This is a genomic window from Flavobacterium hydrophilum, from assembly GCF_003202405.1.
GTDB lineage: Bacteria > Bacteroidota > Bacteroidia > Flavobacteriales > Flavobacteriaceae > Flavobacterium > Flavobacterium hydrophilum.
Window position 1 is genome coordinate 188,939 of record NZ_QJHL01000007.1, and the last position, 17,996, is coordinate 206,934.

Annotated in this window: 16 protein-coding genes; 9 read left to right on the forward strand and 7 right to left on the reverse strand. The window is 34.3% G+C overall.

Going from position 1 to position 17,996, the window contains the following annotated elements; all coding sequences use genetic code 11:
* Positions 1 to 11 precede the first annotated feature (11 nt).
* Complete coding sequence (lysS, locus tag DMB68_RS21665; protein WP_110348709.1) at positions 12 to 1,712, reverse strand: lysine--tRNA ligase; 1,701 nt, start codon at positions 1,710 to 1,712, stop codon at positions 12 to 14.
* A 349-nt stretch (positions 1,713 to 2,061) separates the two neighbouring features.
* Between lysS and DMB68_RS21670 the strand changes: the two genes are divergently transcribed.
* The 7 genes from DMB68_RS21670 to DMB68_RS21700 all read left to right on the forward strand — a co-directional run bounded on the left by DMB68_RS21670 (position 2,062) and on the right by DMB68_RS21700 (position 9,188).
* Positions 2,062 to 2,814, forward strand: a complete 753-nt coding sequence (locus DMB68_RS21670; protein ID WP_110348710.1) for a hypothetical protein — start codon at positions 2,062 to 2,064, stop codon at positions 2,812 to 2,814.
* 5 nt (positions 2,815 to 2,819) lie between these two features.
* Positions 2,820 to 3,518: a lipoyl(octanoyl) transferase LipB gene (gene lipB, locus DMB68_RS21675; protein WP_110348711.1), complete on the forward strand. Its 699-nt coding sequence runs from the start codon at positions 2,820 to 2,822 to the stop codon at positions 3,516 to 3,518.
* 21 nt (positions 3,519 to 3,539) lie between these two features.
* Positions 3,540 to 4,115, forward strand: a complete 576-nt coding sequence (locus DMB68_RS21680; RefSeq protein ID WP_110348712.1) for a Crp/Fnr family transcriptional regulator — start codon at positions 3,540 to 3,542, stop codon at positions 4,113 to 4,115.
* Between the two features lie 64 nt (positions 4,116 to 4,179).
* Complete coding sequence (locus DMB68_RS21685; RefSeq protein WP_110348713.1) at positions 4,180 to 4,920, forward strand: SDR family oxidoreductase; 741 nt, start codon at positions 4,180 to 4,182, stop codon at positions 4,918 to 4,920.
* 180 nt (positions 4,921 to 5,100) lie between these two features.
* A complete protein-coding gene (locus tag DMB68_RS21690) occupies positions 5,101 to 5,952 on the forward strand; it encodes a nuclear transport factor 2 family protein (RefSeq protein WP_110348714.1) in 852 nt (283 codons plus the stop codon).
* A 210-nt stretch (positions 5,953 to 6,162) separates the two neighbouring features.
* On the forward strand, positions 6,163 to 6,744 hold the full coding sequence (locus DMB68_RS21695; protein WP_110348715.1) for a Crp/Fnr family transcriptional regulator: 582 nt from the start codon (positions 6,163 to 6,165) through the stop codon (positions 6,742 to 6,744).
* Positions 6,745 to 6,812: 68 nt separating this feature from the next.
* Positions 6,813 to 9,188, forward strand: a complete 2,376-nt coding sequence (locus tag DMB68_RS21700; RefSeq protein ID WP_110348716.1) for a TonB-dependent receptor — start codon at positions 6,813 to 6,815, stop codon at positions 9,186 to 9,188.
* A gap of 47 nt (positions 9,189 to 9,235) precedes the next feature.
* On the opposite strand, the gene DMB68_RS21705 is transcribed toward DMB68_RS21700, so the two are convergent.
* Complete coding sequence (locus DMB68_RS21705) at positions 9,236 to 9,904, reverse strand: ribonuclease HII (RefSeq protein ID WP_110348717.1); 669 nt, start codon at positions 9,902 to 9,904, stop codon at positions 9,236 to 9,238.
* Between the two features lie 174 nt (positions 9,905 to 10,078).
* Here DMB68_RS21705 and DMB68_RS21710 point away from each other — a divergent pair, with 174 nt between their 5' ends.
* Together DMB68_RS21710 and DMB68_RS21715 are read left to right on the forward strand one after the other, a co-directional pair.
* Positions 10,079 to 12,049, forward strand: coding sequence for a putative porin (locus DMB68_RS21710; protein ID WP_110348718.1), 1,971 nt, complete (start codon positions 10,079 to 10,081; stop codon positions 12,047 to 12,049).
* A gap of 45 nt (positions 12,050 to 12,094) precedes the next feature.
* On the forward strand, positions 12,095 to 13,456 hold the full coding sequence (locus DMB68_RS21715) for a pyridoxal-phosphate dependent enzyme (RefSeq protein WP_110348719.1): 1,362 nt from the start codon (positions 12,095 to 12,097) through the stop codon (positions 13,454 to 13,456).
* Between the two features lie 58 nt (positions 13,457 to 13,514).
* Here the strand turns inward: DMB68_RS21715 and DMB68_RS21720 are convergent, their stop codons facing one another.
* The 5 genes from DMB68_RS21720 to DMB68_RS21740 all read right to left on the reverse strand — a co-directional run bounded on the left by DMB68_RS21720 (position 13,515) and on the right by DMB68_RS21740 (position 17,956).
* A complete protein-coding gene (locus DMB68_RS21720) occupies positions 13,515 to 13,718 on the reverse strand; it encodes a hypothetical protein (protein ID WP_110348720.1) in 204 nt (67 codons plus the stop codon).
* 252 nt (positions 13,719 to 13,970) lie between these two features.
* Positions 13,971 to 15,191 (reverse strand): DUF763 domain-containing protein, encoded by a 1,221-nt coding sequence (locus tag DMB68_RS21725; RefSeq protein WP_110348721.1) that lies wholly within the window; start codon positions 15,189 to 15,191, stop codon positions 13,971 to 13,973.
* Between the two features lie 125 nt (positions 15,192 to 15,316).
* The gene (locus tag DMB68_RS21730) at positions 15,317 to 16,747 is read right to left on the reverse strand and encodes a glycosyltransferase family 2 protein (RefSeq protein WP_110348722.1); all 1,431 of its coding nucleotides are present in this window, start codon (positions 16,745 to 16,747) and stop codon (positions 15,317 to 15,319) included.
* A complete protein-coding gene (locus tag DMB68_RS21735; protein ID WP_110348723.1) occupies positions 16,744 to 17,580 on the reverse strand; it encodes a hypothetical protein in 837 nt (278 codons plus the stop codon). The genes DMB68_RS21730 and DMB68_RS21735 overlap by 4 nt, the downstream gene beginning before the upstream one ends.
* A gap of 10 nt (positions 17,581 to 17,590) precedes the next feature.
* A complete protein-coding gene (locus DMB68_RS21740; RefSeq protein ID WP_110348724.1) occupies positions 17,591 to 17,956 on the reverse strand; it encodes a response regulator transcription factor in 366 nt (121 codons plus the stop codon).
* Positions 17,957 to 17,996 lie beyond the last annotated feature (40 nt).

Genomic DNA, 17,996 nt, shown 5'->3' on the forward strand with positions numbered 1-17,996 from the left:
TTATTTTGAATTTACCCCACCAATTCCACAAACTTAAACTCACCTTCCACAGCAACTTTAGTCAAACCGTGTTTAGATAAATTTTTCATAGATGCATCCCATTTTTTACCGCTTAAATTTGCCGTAATCTTTAATTGCTGAAGATCCATTTTATTATCATTTCCTTTCAATAAATCAACGATAAATTTCTCTTCATCAGAAAGTTCAACTGTCTGTTTTTTCTCCGGACGCATTTGGGGGAACAATAAAACTTCCTGAATAGAAGCATTGTTTGTCAAATACATAATCAAACGGTCCATTCCAATTCCCATTCCTGATGTTGGAGGCATACCGTATTCAAGCGCTCTTAAGAAATCCTCGTCGATAATTCCGTTTGCCTCATCATCACCTTTTTCAGAAAGACGCATTTGGTCTTCAAAACGCTCACGCTGATCAATTGGGTCATTCAATTCAGAATACGCATTTGCGATTTCTTTACCACAAACCATTAATTCAAAACGCTCAGTCAAATCTGGATTATCGCGGTGCTCTTTACAAAGCGGTGACATTTCCTTTGGATAATCAGTAATAAAAGTGGGCTGAATATAATTTCCTTCGCATTTAGCTCCAAAAATCTCATCAATCAATTTTCCTTTACCCATGGTGTTGTCAACCTCGATTCCCATTCCGCGTGCAGCTTCAAACAATTCCTGTTCTGTTTTTCCAGAGATATCAAAACCGGTAAAATGTTTGATAGAATCCGTCATCGTAACGCGTGCATAAGGCGCTTTAAAGTTGATGGTGTGCTCGCCAAAAGTAACTTCGCTGGTTCCATTCACAGCAACGGCACAATGCTCTAATAAACCTTCAGCAAATTCCATCATCCAGTTGTAGTCTTTATAAGCTACATATATTTCCATTGCGGTAAATTCAGGATTATGCGTTCTGTCCATTCCTTCGTTACGGAAGTTTTTAGAGAACTCATAAACACCTTCAAATCCACCAACAATTAATCTTTTTAAATACAATTCATTCGCAATACGCATGTAAAGCGGAATATCAAGCGAATTATGATGTGTAATAAAAGGTCTTGCCGAAGCACCACCCGCGATAGGTTGTAAAACAGGAGTCTCCACTTCAAGATAACCCGCATCGTTAAAATAACCACGCATAGCAGTAAACAACTTGGTGCGTTTCAGAAAAGTCTCTTTAACATGCTGGTTTACCGTTAAATCTACATAACGCATTCTGTAACGCAATTCGGCGTCGTTAAAAGCATCGTGTACATTTCCTTCCTCGTCCACTTTTGGTAAAGGCAACGGACGCAATGTTTTACTCAAAAAAGTAAAACCAGTTGCACGAATACATTTTGCACCAACCTGAGTCGTAAACAATTCACCTTCAATACCAATAAAATCTCCTAAATCGGTTAATTTTTTAAAAACCTGATTGTACAAAGTTTTATCGTCACCTTCACACAAAACATCACGATTCACGTACAATTGAATACGCCCCTCGCTATCCTGTAATTCAGCAAAACAAGCTTTACCCTGATCACGAACACTCATCAAACGTCCGGCAACGATTACCTTCTTACCTTCTTCAAACGACTCCTTTATTTGCTTTGAAGTATGATTTACAGGAAAAAGATTAGCAGGATAAGGATTGATTCCTAAGTTGCGTAAGTTTTGAAGTTTCTCTCTTCGGATGATTTCTTGTTCAGATAAGGCCATTATATACTGTTTTTTAAGTGTGCAAAGATAGTTTTTAAGTCTTAAAGTTGCAAAATCATAAAGTCTAAAGTTTTAGAATACAATAATGTTTTTTTTCAGGAGCAGAAAAATCAGGTTTTTCAAGACGTTCTGTCCCGCTATTCGCTCCAATCTTTTACTTTTTAAAGAACAAAAGCAAAAGGATTTCCGCTGTTATCGGGGCTAGATGAGAAATCTTGTTTTATAAGAACTATTATTTTTACTGTGACAATAAAAAACGATAATAAAATCTTAGCACCTTTAGAGCTTAGAATTTCAAAATCTTCAAAAATAAAATAGACTTCGTATCTTTGATAAAAATTACGTTTACATGAAATTATATAAGCTACTGAGTTTTTCTTTTTTACTTGCAACCTTAACAAGCTGCACTTTCACAGAAAACATCACAATCAACGATAACGGAACCGGCAAATTTTCTGTAGATCTTGATGGCTCTTCCATGATGGCAATGGCCGGAGACCAGCTGGGCCAGCAAATGGGAGCCGATGCAAAAAAAGATATGGATTCTACTTTTACATTCAAACAATTATTTGAAGAGAAGAAAGACAGTATCGCCAAACTTTCTCCGGAAATGCAGAAAGAACTTAAAAAAATAGAAAATTTTGTTGTTCATACCAAAATGAGTTCTGAAAAGAAAGAGTTTTTAATGACACTTTCAACAGATTTTAAAAAGGTCAACGAAATGCAGGATATTTTGCAAACTATCAGCACGCTTCAAAAGTTAGAAGGAGGTACAGGCATGAACCCTCTTGGCAGTAATTTTGGAGATAACAAAAGCAAATTAAACTACACTTACGACGGAAAGAAATTTACCCGTAAGGCAATAATAGACAAACAAAAAATTACTGAAAAAGCTAATGATTCGGCTGCGGATATGTCAAAAATGATTTTTGCATCGTCTAATTATGTTGTGAAATATCATTTCCCTAAAAAAATAAAAAAAGTTTCAAATCCGAATGCTTTATTCAGTGAGGACAGAAAAACAATCACAATTCAGTACCCTTTCACGGATTATATGGAGAATCCCGACAAACTTAACTTTGATGTTGAGTTTGAAAAATAAACAAAATGAATAAAAAAATCCAACTTCAGGATCTGGGAAAAAGAGACTACAAATCGACCTGGGAATATCAGGAAGAAATTTTCAAAGATATAGTCGATTTAAAAATCAAAAACAGAAGAGAGGAACTTGATCTGCCAACTCCAAATTATTTATTGTTTGTTGAGCATCCGCATGTGTATACTTTAGGAAAAAGCGGCGATCTCGAAAACTTGTTATTAAACGAAAAACAGCTCGAAGCAAAAGGAGCGACTTTTTATAAAATCAATCGTGGCGGAGATATTACCTATCACGGTCCCGGACAAATTGTGGGTTATCCGATTCTGGATTTAGAAAACTTCTTTACCGATATTCATAAGTATTTACGTTTTCTTGAAGAATCCATTATTCTGACTTTAAAAGAATATGGATTAGAATGTGGCCGAAGCGATGGTGAAACCGGTGTCTGGCTTGGGGTTGGAACTCCGTTTGCCCGTAAAATCTGTGCAATGGGCGTACGTGCTTCACGCTGGGTAACGATGCACGGATTTGCCTTAAACGTAAATGTTAATTTAGGTTATTTTGATAATATTATTCCGTGTGGCATCCGCGGGAAAGCTGTTACTTCTCTAAATGTAGAATTGGGAGTTGAAAAAGTGGATGAAGAAGAAGTAAAATCCAAAATTATAAAACACTTAACTCAGTTGTTTGAGGCTGAATTTGTGTAAACTTTTCAAAAGTATTTCTGTATGGAAAATGAAAAGAAAAAATCATTTTTAAATCATTTAAACCTTCCGGAAAAGGAACTGCAGGAATTATTAAATATTTCAGAGTATAAAAAAATTCATAAAGGAAATTATTTTATCAATGAAGGTCAGGTTCCGCGTAAAATGGCTTTCCTTATTAAAGGATTATTTCGATATGTTTACACTCACGAAAACGGAAACGAATTCACAAAAAATATTATAGCCGAAAAGAATTTTATCAGTTCTTACTCGGCTATGATTTATAATACACCTTCTTATTTTTCTGTTGAAGCGCTGGAAGATGCCGAAATACTTGAAATCGATTATGCGGATTGGTTAGACATAAAAGAAAAGAATCCGTTTTGGAATGCATTTTTAGTCCAGGTTCTCGAAAAAGCGTTTTACATTAAAGAAAAACGCGAAAGGGAATTACTCCTTTTGGACGCAGAAAAACGATACGAAATCTTTTCAGCCGAATTTCCAAACATTGAAAATCGTGTTTCACAACAAATCATAGCTTCTTATTTAGGAATTCAGCCCGAATCACTCAGCAGGCTCAAAAGAAAACGCAAGACTTAACATAGGTCAATGTAAGCCTTCAGGCGGTAAACTATTTTTGATTCATAATTATAAAAAACGAATTATGGAAATCTTAAATAGTACTGTTATCATTACCGGCGGAAGTTCAGGTATTGGATTCGAAATGTGCAGACAGCTTATTGAAAAAGGCAATAAAGTAATTACCTGTTCTCGTTCTCTGGAGAAACTTTCTGTCGCACAAAAACAATTACCCGATTTAATTATTTACCAGTGCGATATCGCTCAGAAACCTGAATGTGAAACTTTTGTTGAATGGATTATTCAAAATCATCCACACGTCAATGTTTTAATTAACAATGCTGCTATTGTATCCCAAACTAATTTTGTTGAAGACCCTTTTATTCTGAAAAAAATAAAGGAAGAAATGGCTACAAATCTTCTTGCACCGATTCGGCTGATAAAACTTTTTTACCCGGTTTTAATTAAAAACAGTAATTCTAAAATTATAAATATTACAACAGGACTGGTTTATGTTCCAAGAACAATTTACACCTTTTATAATGCTTCAAAAGCAGCATTGCATTCTTTTACGCAGGTTTTGCGTGAGCAGTTAAAAAACGAGAACATTAAAGTTATAGAAGTATTATTTCCGGCTGTTAATACGCCATGGCACCATGGAAATCCCCCCAAGATTGCCATTTCGCCCGAAAAAGCAGTTACAGAAATGTTAAAAGGAATTACCCGAAACAAAACTGAAATAAGGGTTTCGAAAGTGAAGTTCCTCTATTTTATTTACAGATTAGCTCCCAAATTTGCTTTCAAAAAAATAAATAATGTAAGCTGAGATAGTATTTGTTTTTGTTGGATGTGAAGATAGAAATCGAACTGATGAAAAATCATCATCAAAAACAATTCTAAAATAGATGGCGAAAATTATAAAAGTATTGTAATTCTTTTCTGTATTTGTGCTAAATTTGAGTGAATACTTAATGTACAAGCTTTATTAATCTAATCTGTCTGACTTATGAGAAAAATTTACTTCATCTGTATTCTTTTTATATGTAATGGCCTTCTGGCTCAAAAGAAGGATAAATTATACCCGGTTACGGTTTATGAAAAAGCCTGGCAGGAGAAAAATAGCGATGCAAGATTAAAACTGATCAAAACAATCTGGCTTGACGACAGTACTTTTGAAGATCCTTCTGCTTCAATAAAAGGTATTGCTGCATTTAATAATGTGATCAATGAATTTTATAAAAAATTTCCGGATGCGAAATTAACTTCGGGAGCAAAAGTTGTAAAAGACAATTACGTAACCTGGGAATGGAAAATTCAGGATTCTAAAAATAAGCTCATAATGGGCGGTCGTGATTTCGCCAGATTAAATGGAAAAGGTCAGGTAAGTAAGATTATTGGTTTTTGGGATAAAGATGCAACTTTGTCTGAAGCTGATGTTTTGAAAAATCTGGAAGTTGAGAATTTTAAAATTGTAGCTCAATATTACGAATGCCTTTTTAAAACCAGAGATTTTAATACCATGGCGACTTTGATTGAAGACGGCGCAATTTACAATCAGGCTGAAGGACTTCCATACGGCGGAACATATAAAGGTTTTAATGAATGGACTAAAATGTTTGCAAAATCAACTGAATTTTTCGAATTGGAAATAGAAAAGGAGCCTGTATATTTTAGTGATGCTTCTAAAAATGAAGTTGTTATTTATTTTACCATAAAATGCAAAGCAAAAAAATCAGGTAAAACACTTTCAATGCCAATCTCTGAACATTTTGATTTAAAAGATGGAAAAATTACGGATATCAGACCATTTTATTTTGATACCAAACAATTTGCTGAATTTTTAAAAAGCAAAAAATAATGAAAATAGTTTTTAAATTTTAGCGAATAATTAGAATTCATAGGCTAAAAATCTTCATCATTAAATTTAACTAAATACTCATTGTCAGGTACTTTTGTATTGATGTAAATTGCATATTTTTGTTTAATAAGAATTTTTGGAACAATTTTTTTTAATAGTTTCAGTTATATGTTTTTAAATACTAAAAACAAGTTTCTAAAGTCTTAAGCGATGCAAAGCGTAATTACAGATTTATCCCGATTAATTGATTGTAACGAAAACGAAAGTATAGCTTTTAAAAATATACTAAGGTTAAAAACAATTAAAAAAAACGAACACCTTTTGGTAGAAGGTGATTTTTGTAATTTCGGTTTTTTCATTGCTGAAGGCTGTATTCGTTATTATTATTTGGTTGACGGGGTAGAGTCTACCGGTAATTTTTTCTTCGAAAATGACTGGTATGCTGACTTTGAAAGTTTTTTATATGGAAAGCCATCCCTGCAAAATATAGAGGCTCTTGAAGATTGTGAACTCTATTTGGTTTATAAAAGTGATTTTGAAAAGCTGGTTTCAGAATATCCCGTGTTTAATTCCTTCCTGCGTATTATGATGGAAAGGACTATCAAAGGTTTAACAGGAAGAAATATGGCAATGTCGCTTCTTTCTCATGAAGAGCGATATCTGCGTTTTGTAAAATATTGCCCAAAAGTAGTCGAAAGGGTCTCTCTTAAACACATAGCCAGCTATTTAGGGATTCAGCCGGAAAGTCTAAGCCGTATAAGAACCCGGATAACACTAAATAGTAAATCTTAACTCAAGTCAATTTTTAAGAAATTTCAGCTTTTTACTTTTGCTTGCTATAACTGTAATGCAAAATAAAAATGAAAAGTATATTTCTGATTTTTTTAAGTTTTTTTACTCTGGGTTTCTACGCCCAGACTGGAGTTGTCAAAGGCAAAATAATTGACAAACAATCTGAAAAACCAATTTCGGGAGCTGTTATTATGCTTGTCGGAAATGATGAAAAGCAAACAACATCTGACGAAGAAGGTAATTTTAAACTATCGGAAATTCCTTTAGGAAGACAAAGTATTTCTATAAGTTTAACAGGATATGAAAGCACGTCGGTTTCTGATCTCGATATTACTACGGGAAAAGATAACCTGTTGACTGTCCAACTAACCGAACAGTTCAATAGCTTAGATGAAGTTGTAATTACCTCCGCATCCAATAAAGCGAAAGCGATTAATAAAATGGCTATCGTTTCTACAAAACAGTTTAGCCCCGAGGAAGTTACGAGATTTTCCGGAGGAAGAAGTGATGTGGCACGACTGGTTTCAAATTTCGCCGGTGTTTCAACAGGTGATGACAGCCGTAATGATATTGTTGTACGAGGAAACTCTCCTTCCGGAATGTTGTGGAGAATTGAAGGAATGCCCGTACCAAATCCGAATCACTTTGCGACTTTGGGAACTACAGGTGGACCTGTTTCTGCTTTAAACCCGAATCTTTTGGCTAATTCTGATTTTATGACATCTGCTTTTCCTGCAGAATACGGAAACGCAATTGCCGGTGTTTTTGATTTGGGCTTTAGAAAAGGAAATCCGGATGAGTATGAATACATGATCAGTGCAGGTGCTTATCCGGGATTAGAATTTATGGCAGAAGGTCCGCTAGGCAAAAAAGGCGGTTCGTTTGTTGCATCCGCAAGATATGGTTTTGTAGGTGTTACAGGATTAGCAGGAACAGATGCGCAGCCAAATTACAGTGATATTAGTTTTAATGTTGATTTTGGCAAAAGTAAACTAGGCAATTTTTCTATTTTTGGAATTTACGGAACTTCAGATATTGATTTTTTAGGAAAAGACATAGACAAAGAAGACCCTTTTGCCGCTCAGGACGAAGATGGATATGTAACGTCCCTGTTTGGCTCAATAGGTTTGAAACACAATTTGTCTATTGGGAGTAATTCTTCGCTAAAGACAATTATTGGATATTCTAATTCGGGGAACACTTACAAAAATGACCGTTATTACGATTTTGGCACACCTGCTGAAAATAAACTGAGGTTTTCAGATATTGACAATACTGAAAACAGAATGACATTCTCTACTTTGTTCAATTCCAAACTGAGCAAAAAAACGACCATCAGGGCAGGATTGCTTTTAGAAAATTATTCTCTTAAAGCAGATATGCAGACAAGAGACAGACAAGACGATGCTGATGGCGACGATTATGCCGATTTAGTACAGATAGTAGATATTGACGGAAATTACAACATTGTGCAGCCGTTTGCTCAGGGTCAGTTTCGATTGACAGAAAAGCTAACTTTTAATGCAGGTATCCACGGACAGTACTTTTCAATAAACGAACAGTTTGTTTTTGAACCCAGAACAGCTCTTTCCTATGCCTTTAATCCATCGAATAGCATTAATTTTGGATATGGTCTGCATCATCAGAGTGTGCCGGCTCCTATTTTGTTCCTGAATGAATTTGTAAACGGAAACCCTGTACAGGCTAACAGAAACCTGGATTTAGTGCAGAGTCAGCACTATGTTTTGGGATATGATGTACGATTTTCTAAAAAATGGAGGGGGAAAGTAGAAGTTTATTATCAGGATATCAGTAAAGCCGGGGTGGAATCCTTCCCAGGCAGTTATTCAACCTTGACAGAAGGGGCAGATTTTGGTTATTCGATAGATAAAACATCATTGGTAAGCAAAGGGAAAGGACATAATCAGGGAATTGAATTTACGGTCGAGAAGTTCTTCAGCGAAGGGTATTACACTTTATTTACAACGTCGCTTTTTGAAAGTAAATATAAAGGGAGTGATGGTATAGAACGAAATTCACCTTTTAATAACGGTTACGTGGTGAATCTTTTGGGAGGAAAAGAATTTAAAATCGGAAAAGCCAGGAAAAATGTGTTTTCAATAGATACCAAGTTTACCACAGCCGGAGGTCGTTATTATACACCGGTAGATTTACAGGCTTCAAATGATGCGGGTTACGAAATCAGGGATGATACCAACGCCTTTAGCAAACAATACGACTCGTATTTAAGGCTGGATGTAAAATTTGGAATCAAATTCAACAGTAAAAAGAAAAAGAGATTCCATCAGTTTTATATCGATTTACAAAATGTGACCAATCACACCAATATTTTTACGAAGGAATACAACAGACTTACCAATAGTATAAATCAAAAAGATCAAATTGGTTTTTCACCGGATTTTGGATACAAATTTCAGTTTTAGTTAATAGATTTTAGTAAATGAGGCTTGTCAATTTCGACAGGCTTTTTTTATTGCTCAAAAAAATCCAGTTCTAATTGTTCCGGCAGGAGCCTGAAACTCATTCGGTGGTATTTTGTAGTGCCGTATTTTCTAATAGCTTCGCGGTGTTCTTTGGTTGGATAACCTTTGTTCTTTTTCCAGTTGTACATCGGAAATTCTTCGTGAATTTTGTTCATGAATTCATCACGATATGTTTTTGCCAAAACAGAAGCCGCAGCAATACTTAGAAATTTACTGTCTCCTTTTATGATACTTTGATTCGGAATCGATTTTAGTAATTCAATTTCAGTAGCAGAGAATTGTCTTCCAAAAGTGTTTTTTAAACCTAATTTTGCATTTAAGGAACGATTGCCGTCAACAATAATGAATTCTGGCACCTTGTTTAATTTCAGGATACATTCCTGCATACCTTTCATAGAAGCATTCAGGATATTTATTTCGTCAATTTCATCCGGATGTAAATGGGTAACGGCAAAACAAACGGCATTTTCTTCAATAATAGGTTTTAGGGATTCTCTTATTTTCTCAGATAATTGTTTACTGTCATTCAAAAAAGAATGTTCAAATTCAGCAGGTAAAATTACTGCTGCTGCGGTTACAGGGCCGGCAAGACAGCCTCGGCCGGCTTCATCAGTTCCGGTTTCGAAAATATGTCCTGAAAAATTTTTCTGAAGCATTTCTTTTGACTTTTAAAACACAAATATTATAAAATTTTCTGTAAAAATATACGTTCTCATTCTATTTGCTAAAGCAGTCGCATAAATTGATGTGATTTTTTATTTATACATATTTATAATTTACCTTTGCTTTAGCAATTTTATCGAAATCATTACACATACATACGCTATCAAATGAGAATACTTTTTTTTCTATATCTATTAGTTCTGCCTTCTTTATTGTTTTCTCAGGAAGTAACTCCTAAAAAGAATTTAGATATGAATTCGCAATATTCAAGTATTACGGATACTGTAAAAAAGAAAAAAGTGCTTGTAGCCAAAATTGAACAATATCAAATCGTTACTTTAGAACACGATACAACTATTGTAGATACTTCGCTGACGCTAAAAAGTGCTTATAAACAAAATTATCTAAGAAGGGATAATTTTGGACTTTTGCCTTTTTCTAACATCGGACAGCCCTACAATACACTACAGTACAGTCTTACTGATTTTTCTCCTTATCCGGATATTGGTTTTCAGGGAAAGCATATTAATTTTATGGATGCCAGCGAGATTCACTATTACCATGTAGCAACACCATTGACCGAATTATTTTTTAATACTTCTATTGGAAAAGGACAAAATGTTGATTCGTTTATTACGCTGAATACATCAAAAAACCTTAATTTTTTTGCGGCTTACAGAGGGCTGAGATCAGAAGGGAAATACATCAACCAGTTAACCAGTATTGGGAATTTTAGAATTGGGGCAAGTTATAATACCACTGAAAAGCGTTATGTGTTATATGCCCATTATGCATATCAGGATGTTTTAAATGAAGAAAACGGCGGAATTACAACTTCTGAGGATTTTGAAAGTGGAGATCCAAACTTCACCAATCGTCAGCGACTGGAAGTTTATCTGACAGATGCCGAATCTTTCTTAAAAGGGAAAAGACTATTTTTTGATCACGCTTTCAGGATAAATCCTAAACAGGGAAATAATAATTTATACATAACACATCAGTTTAATTTTGAAAATAAATTTTTCGAATACAAACAGCCGACAGTTTTATCAATCGTAGGCAGCACATCTGTACAGCGATTTGGGGAGTCTTATGTCACCAGTAACATTAAGGACCAGACTCGTTTTGAAAAATTGTATAATAGAGTAGGAGTCGCATATGAGAATTCATTACTAGGGAAATTTAATTTTTTTATTGATGATTACAGGTCAAATTATAAATACGAAAGAATTATTGTGATTGATGAAGACAATACCATCCCGGACAATTTATTCAGGGAGATTAATAGTTTTGGAGCACAATATGAATACCAGAAAAATAAATGGAATGGAAGATTTTTATTTTCAAGATCCATTACAAAAACAGCAATTTCTGATTTGGATGCGAAGCTGAGGTATAATTTAAACGAAAAAATTCAATTTGATTTCCGTTACAGAAACATCAGTAAACTGCCTAATAACAACTATATTCTTTATCAAAGCAGTTATATACAGTACAATTGGTCAAATGAAAATGATTTCAAAAATGAAAAAATCAATTTGCTTAGTGCCAAGATATATACTCCATGGCTAAATGCCGAGGCAACTTATACAGTTTTGAATGATCATTTATATTTTAAAGACGACGCTACATCACAACAAATTGAAGATCGTGAGCAAATTGTGAGACCGTTTCAATATGGAAATGCAATTAATTATTTAGAAGTAAAAGCAAACAGGGAATTTAAATTTGGAAAATTTGCTTTAGACAATACATTTTTGTACCAAAAAGTAGATCAGTCTGAAGCAATTTTGAATGTACCTGACTTTGTAACCAGAAACACATTTTATTATTCGACCTATTTATTTAAAAAAGCACTTTATATTCAAACCGGAATCATCTTTAATTACTTTACAAAGTATTATGGAAATGATTACAATCCTGTAGTAGGAGAATTTTTTGTTCAGGACACTAAGAAAATTGGAGGCTATCCAACTTTTGATTTTTTCCTGAATGGAAGAATCCGTCAGACCAGAATTTATTTAAAAGCAGAACATTTTAATGCTGCTTTTGGCGAAAGCAATTATTATTCAGCTCCAAATAATCCATATCGTGATTTCACCATCCGGTTTGGTTTGGTTTGGAATTTCTTTCAATAGAACGAAATTTGTTTTATCTTAAAGCAAAAATTAAAAGTATATAAAATGGATTTTTCAAAGAATATTTTAGAAACCATTGGCAACACACCATTAGTAAAACTAAATAAAATAGTTGCTGAAATTGATGCTTTGGTATTGGCAAAAGTTGAAACTTTTAATCCGGGCAATTCCGTTAAAGACAGAATGGCCGTGAAAATGGTTGAAGATGCTGAGGCTGATGGTCGTTTAAAACCAGGCGGAACTATAATTGAAGGAACTTCGGGAAATACCGGGATGGGATTGGCGCTAGTCGCTATTATAAAAGGATATAAGCTGATTTGTGTAATATCAGATAAACAATCTAAAGAAAAAATGGATATTTTGCGTGCTGTTGGTGCCAAAGTAGTAGTCTGTCCTACCAATGTGGAGCCTACAGATCCAAGATCTTATTACTCGGTTTCTAAACGTCTGGCTGAAGAAACACCAAATTCATGGTATGTAAACCAATACGATAATTTATCCAATACCCTTGCGCATTACGAGCAGACAGGGCCTGAAATCTGGAAACAGACAGAGGGTAAAATTACTCATTTTGTAGTGGGAGTAGGAACCGGCGGAACTATTTCGGGTGTTGGAAAATATTTAAAAGAGAAAAATCCGAATATTAAAATCTGGGGGATTGATACGTATGGTTCGGTTTTTAAAAAATACCACGAAACCGGAATTTTTGATGAAAACGAAATCTATTCATACATCACTGAGGGAATAGGTGAAGATATTCTACCTAAAAATGTTGACTTTTCACTAATCGACGGATTTACAAAAGTAACCGATAAGGATGCGGCAGTTTATACAAGGAAAATTGCGATGGAAGAAGCCATTTTTGTTGGGAATTCTGCAGGAGCTTGTATAAAAGGATTGTTGCAGCTAAAAGAACATTTCAAACCGGATGATGTTGTGGTGGTATTATTTCATGATTCGGGAAGTCGTTATGTAGGTAAAATGTTCAATGACGACTGGATGCGTGAACGTGGTTTTCTGGATGAAAATGTTACAAAAGCAGAAGATGTTATAAAAGACCATATTGACAAGGAATTAATCGTAGTCCGTACCGAAGAATTGGTTTCGCATGCTATTGAGCGTATGCGTAAATACAAAATTTCACAAATTCCGGTAGTGGATATTAACGGATTTGTAGGTTCTGTAGATGAAACTGATTTGTTCAGAAGTTATGTAGTTGATAAAAATGTTGCAGAAAAACCAATCAAAGAAGTAATGGGAAAACCTTTTCCGATCGTAAAATTAGGCACTTCAATTGAAGAAGTTTCCAAACTGTTTACAAAGGAAAACGATGCCGTTTTAGTAGATTTAGGAAATGGAAATCATCACATTATCACTAAATATGATATTATTGGTGCTATAAAATAAACGTACCTTTTATAAATTATAAAAGGCATACATTGTATAAAAATGTATGCCTTTTTGCTTATTTGTTCTTTTCATCATAATAATCTGAATCGGTATGGTGCAGATTATTTTTATTTGAAATCCGATTTGGACTATCATCTATAAATTCTTCAACAGTCTGTATATTTTTATTTTTTTCAGAATTTTTTTTTGAATAAAGATTTTCTATTGTGTCTTTTTCAGGACAATTTTCGTTATCCGGATCATAATTTTTTTCGACCATGACTTTGATTTTTAAATTATTTTTTTGGCTGAACTTTTTTAATAACGTTTAAGTTTGCTGTTTTACTGAGTAAACATTTAGTGTAGGAAAACTTTGTGGCGATAGTATTGCCGCGATAAAATTAAACAAACAATTAAAATTAACTTTTATAAAATTGAAACCTGTAGTTGTATAATTATCAGTACTAGAAATGCTCTAAAAATTTTCGGCTATTTTGTTTGGGTTACTTAAGGTTTCTTTTAGGAAGTAAGATTAAAATAATTCAAGTTGACTATTTGGGTTCGAAGGCTTGCTTTTAGGAGGTTTGGCATTTCCAAAAACAGTTCTTCCTCCATATTGGTGTGACTCATCCCGTTCTTTTTGAAGGAGTACGTCAAAATTTGAATTAGGTGTAAAATTCTCCTCAGCCTTTCTGGAGATTTCGGATAATTTTCGAATAGCTTCTATTTTATCACTATTACCTATTTTAGCGCGATTAATAGCTCTTTGTAAGGTGTCAATTGTTTCGTCATAGATCTTTACAGGAACTGGAAAAGGGTGTCCGTCTTTTCCTCCGTGAGCAAATGAAAATCGGGCAGGGTCTTCAAATCGGGTAGGAGTACCATAAATTACTTCACTCACTAATGCAAGTGATTGTAGTGCTCTGGGTCCCATTCCTTTTAAAAGCAGCAACTCTTCAAAATCTTCCGGTTTGTTCTCATGCGTTGCCCATAGCATTGCCCCCAGTCTTTTTATATTTACATCTTCCATTCTCACATCATGATGGGCAGGCATGGAGAGATGTTGCATTTCTTTTATGATTTTTGTTGGGGATTCTTTAGATAATTCTAAAATTCCTTCTCTGGATTTTGCAGCATTTTGTGCTGTAAGATTTAAAATAGAGCCTTGGTTCTCACCATATATAAAGGTATGGGGTTCATTTATAAAAGATTTTAAATCTTGTGAATGCCAATGATATCTTCTTGCTGTTTTAGAGTGAGGATTCATTCCTTGCTGAATAACGGCCCATTGTCCTTTGTTGTCGACAATAAAATTGTGCTGGTATAATTGAAACCCGTCCTGGATTGCTGTATTATCAACTTTAGCGGTTAGTCTGCTGCAATTTGCGAGATTATGACCATCTAGCCCGGTTTTTTCGCCTACAAATAATAGTTCATTTGGAGTCAGCATAGAATGTTTGCCTTTGCCACCGCAGATATAAATCCCTAATTCTTTTGAATGTGGATTTACGGATTTTTTTAAGGCACCCAGAACAGAAGTCGTAATTCCGGATGAATGCCAATCCATTCCCATAACGGCACCAAAACTCTGAAACCAAAAAGGATTACTCAGCTTACTTATCACTTCAGAGGTAGAAAATTCCATAGCGATAGTTTCAACAATTGCAAAACCAAGTTTAGACATACGTTCAGCAAGCCATAAAGGGACATGCCCATAATGCAATGGAAGATCTGCTGTTCCGGAACGTTTCATGTGAAGGGATTTTGTATTTACAAAAATACAAAAAAATGTTTTTGATATCAGACAGAAGAAACCTTCTGGTCATAAAGGATTCTTGCAAATTTTAAGAATCCAGAGTATAAATCTTTCGGAATTAATTATTCCTTTTTGTTAAAACCTTTTCTTGTCATTTCACCCCAGCCTTTTGTTCCCATGATTTTTTCTTTGTAACCAACTAACGCAGCATATACAGTAAGTGGGTGAAAATACAATGGTTCTATGAAAGCAGCAAGCAGAAGCTTGAAAAAATCAGCCTGTTTCGGATATTTATGATAAGTATACTCTTCACTAAATAATGCTATAACCGAAAAGAAAACTGCAAATGTATAAACAAAAAGTACCAGTAAAAAGAAGAAATGCCAGTTAATAAAACCAAAAAATATAAACAGAAGTGTTATAAACAGGCCTGTAAACTCTATTGCAGGAGCAAGAAATTCAAAAAATGTCCAGTAGGGTATACTAAGCATCCCTAATAATTTGTATTTAGGGTTCAGGAACATTTTTTTATGAAGCGTGAGTGTTTCAATTGTCCCTCTCATCCAGCGGCTACGCTGTTTTTTGAATATTTTGAAATCTTCAGGTGCTTCTGTCCAGCAAAGTGGGTCGGGTATATAGCTAACAGAGTAAGGCAATTTATTTTCAACCATATAACGGCGCATCCTTACTACAAGTTCCATGTCTTCGCCAACTGTTTTTGTACTATAGCCACCAGCTAATAAAGCTATTTCTTTATCAAATGCACCAAATGCCCCGCTGATAAGCAATAGACCGTCCAGTCTGCCCCAGGCCATTCTTCCTAAAAGAAAAGCTCTCAGATATTCCAAAACCTGTATTCTTGGTAAAATGGCATCAGGAATATTTATTTCAATCAGACGACCATTCCTGATTACACATTGGTTTGCTATTCTTACTACACCACCTGTAGCAATAATTCGCTTGCCATAAGTTTCTAAAAATGGTTTTGCTAATTTTAATAATGAATCTTTATCAAGGATACAATCAACATCAATACACACTACGTAAGGATTTTGTGCAATATTAAGTCCTACGTTTAGAGCATCAGCTTTTCCTCCATTTTCTTTGTCAACAACAATCAGTTTTTTAAATGCAGCATTTATGGAAGTATATATTCCTCTAATCTTTTTGGTTTCGATTTTTAAATCTATATTAAATTCTGTAAGGACAAGACCGTAGGTGTTAATCAGTATTTCCATCGAATTGTCTTTGCTGCCGTCATTCACCACAATTACTTCATAATTATTGTAGTTTAAAGAAAGTAATGATTTTACATTTTCTTCAATAGTAAAACCTTCATTGTAAGCAGGGGCGATTAACGAAAGTTTGGGTGCAAATTCGCTGGTAAGCAGGGCTTCATAGTCTACAAAACTATTTTTTTTAAGATAACTCCTTAGCGCTTTTGTAGAAAGGTAGGCTAATACAAGATAGGATGACATGATTAGGATAGCATATCCAAGAATAAGGAGTATGTAAGCATCTATAAACCATGTTGTTTCACTATTAAAAATCATTTGCTTATAAGATTTACGGTTAGTGCCTGCACTACACTTTGCGCTTCATACTGTATAAGTATGTTTGGGGCTTTTTCTGCCAATTCTTCAACATGAGAAAGTTTTTGCGTAAACTTAAGTTCTTTAATAAGTTTTAGTCCAAGTGACACAACTGTTGTGTTTTTTGATTCAAGCAGGTATTCAACACCCTGAGTATCGCCAATATCGTGTTTTTTGAAAGCGTTTATAATATTTAGCTGGGTCCAGTTATCAATAGGATAAGGATGTTCTGTAAGGTGAATGATCCCTGTTGTTCCTCCAAGTTTGATACAGGCGTTTATGGCTGTGATTTTTAAGGTTTTATTTTTGGACTTAGAAATAGTTACAATAGTATCAAAAGAATCAGTAATATTCATTTCTGCCAATTCTGTAATTCCTTTACACTTTACTTCCCATTTACGATTTTTAAGTTTTTTAAAAGAGCTGTTTATTAATTCGGACTCTTTGTAAAACTCTTCAAGTTTGATGGCATAAATACCATCGTAATTTTTATGAAGATTGATAACCGATTCTGTCAGTACTTCTCTAAAGTAAGGGTTCTTTAAAAATACTGCATAATTTTGATCATCTTTTACAGAAGAAAAAGGAGCATCCATAAAAACTACAGCATACATTAATTCTACAATGATCAGATCATATTCTTCTCTGAGTTTTTCCTGTTTTATTTTTTTGTTTCGGCTTGCAGTAATTAATAAATACAGTACGGCTGATATCCCTACAAATAAGCAGATTGAACCAATTAGAAAAGGCTCTACCCAGTGGCTGTTTTTATAAAGTTCCCAGATTTTTGCCATATTAACTTTATTACGAGCGTATATTAAGTAATTTATTAATTCTTATCAAAAGCACTGCAGGGCTAATAGGTTTGGCAATGAATTCATTTGCGCCTATGTCAAACGAATCTAATTCTGTCTGTTCTACGCCCGAAGAAGTAAATATAATGATCGGAATATCAGAACTAATATTTTGTCTTACATATTGTGTAATTTCCATTCCACTTATGCCCGGCATATTGATATCGGTAAGGATTAAGTCATATGTATTTTCTTTAATAGCCTCCAGTGCCTCCTGACCATCAGAGAACTGGTCAACAGTAAATCCTTTAGATGTTAAAAAAAAAGATAATGATTTGCGTAGGATTTCATTGTCTTCAGATAAAACTATTTTCATTGTTTTAAATATTTGTCTTGAACCAAACTTATTTTATAAA

Excerpts from the sequence above, each read along its gene's own strand:
- DMB68_RS21695 (WP_110348715.1), top strand. The coding sequence starts at position 6,163 with ATGCAAAGCGTAATTACAGATTTATCCCGATTAATTGATTGTAACGAA.
- DMB68_RS21670 (WP_110348710.1), top strand. The coding sequence starts at position 2,062 with ATGAAATTATATAAGCTACTGAGTTTTTCTTTTTTACTTGCAACCTTA.
- DMB68_RS21720 (WP_110348720.1), bottom strand. The coding sequence starts at position 13,718 with ATGGTCGAAAAAAATTATGATCCGGATAACGAAAATTGTCCTGAAAAA.
- DMB68_RS21740 (WP_110348724.1), bottom strand. The coding sequence starts at position 17,956 with ATGAAAATAGTTTTATCTGAAGACAATGAAATCCTACGCAAATCATTA.
- lysS (WP_110348709.1), bottom strand. The coding sequence starts at position 1,712 with ATGGCCTTATCTGAACAAGAAATCATCCGAAGAGAGAAACTTCAAAAC.
- DMB68_RS21715 (WP_110348719.1), top strand. The coding sequence starts at position 12,095 with ATGGATTTTTCAAAGAATATTTTAGAAACCATTGGCAACACACCATTA.
- DMB68_RS21710 (WP_110348718.1), top strand. The coding sequence starts at position 10,079 with ATGAGAATACTTTTTTTTCTATATCTATTAGTTCTGCCTTCTTTATTG.
- DMB68_RS21685 (WP_110348713.1), top strand. The coding sequence starts at position 4,180 with ATGGAAATCTTAAATAGTACTGTTATCATTACCGGCGGAAGTTCAGGT.
- DMB68_RS21705 (WP_110348717.1), bottom strand. The coding sequence starts at position 9,904 with ATGCTTCAGAAAAATTTTTCAGGACATATTTTCGAAACCGGAACTGAT.
- DMB68_RS21690 (WP_110348714.1), top strand. The coding sequence starts at position 5,101 with ATGAGAAAAATTTACTTCATCTGTATTCTTTTTATATGTAATGGCCTT.
- DMB68_RS21725 (WP_110348721.1), bottom strand. The coding sequence starts at position 15,191 with ATGAAACGTTCCGGAACAGCAGATCTTCCATTGCATTATGGGCATGTC.
- DMB68_RS21680 (WP_110348712.1), top strand. The coding sequence starts at position 3,540 with ATGGAAAATGAAAAGAAAAAATCATTTTTAAATCATTTAAACCTTCCG.
- DMB68_RS21735 (WP_110348723.1), bottom strand. The coding sequence starts at position 17,580 with ATGGCAAAAATCTGGGAACTTTATAAAAACAGCCACTGGGTAGAGCCT.
- lipB (WP_110348711.1), top strand. The coding sequence starts at position 2,820 with ATGAATAAAAAAATCCAACTTCAGGATCTGGGAAAAAGAGACTACAAA.
- DMB68_RS21700 (WP_110348716.1), top strand. The coding sequence starts at position 6,813 with ATGAAAAGTATATTTCTGATTTTTTTAAGTTTTTTTACTCTGGGTTTC.
- DMB68_RS21730 (WP_110348722.1), bottom strand. The coding sequence starts at position 16,747 with ATGATTTTTAATAGTGAAACAACATGGTTTATAGATGCTTACATACTC.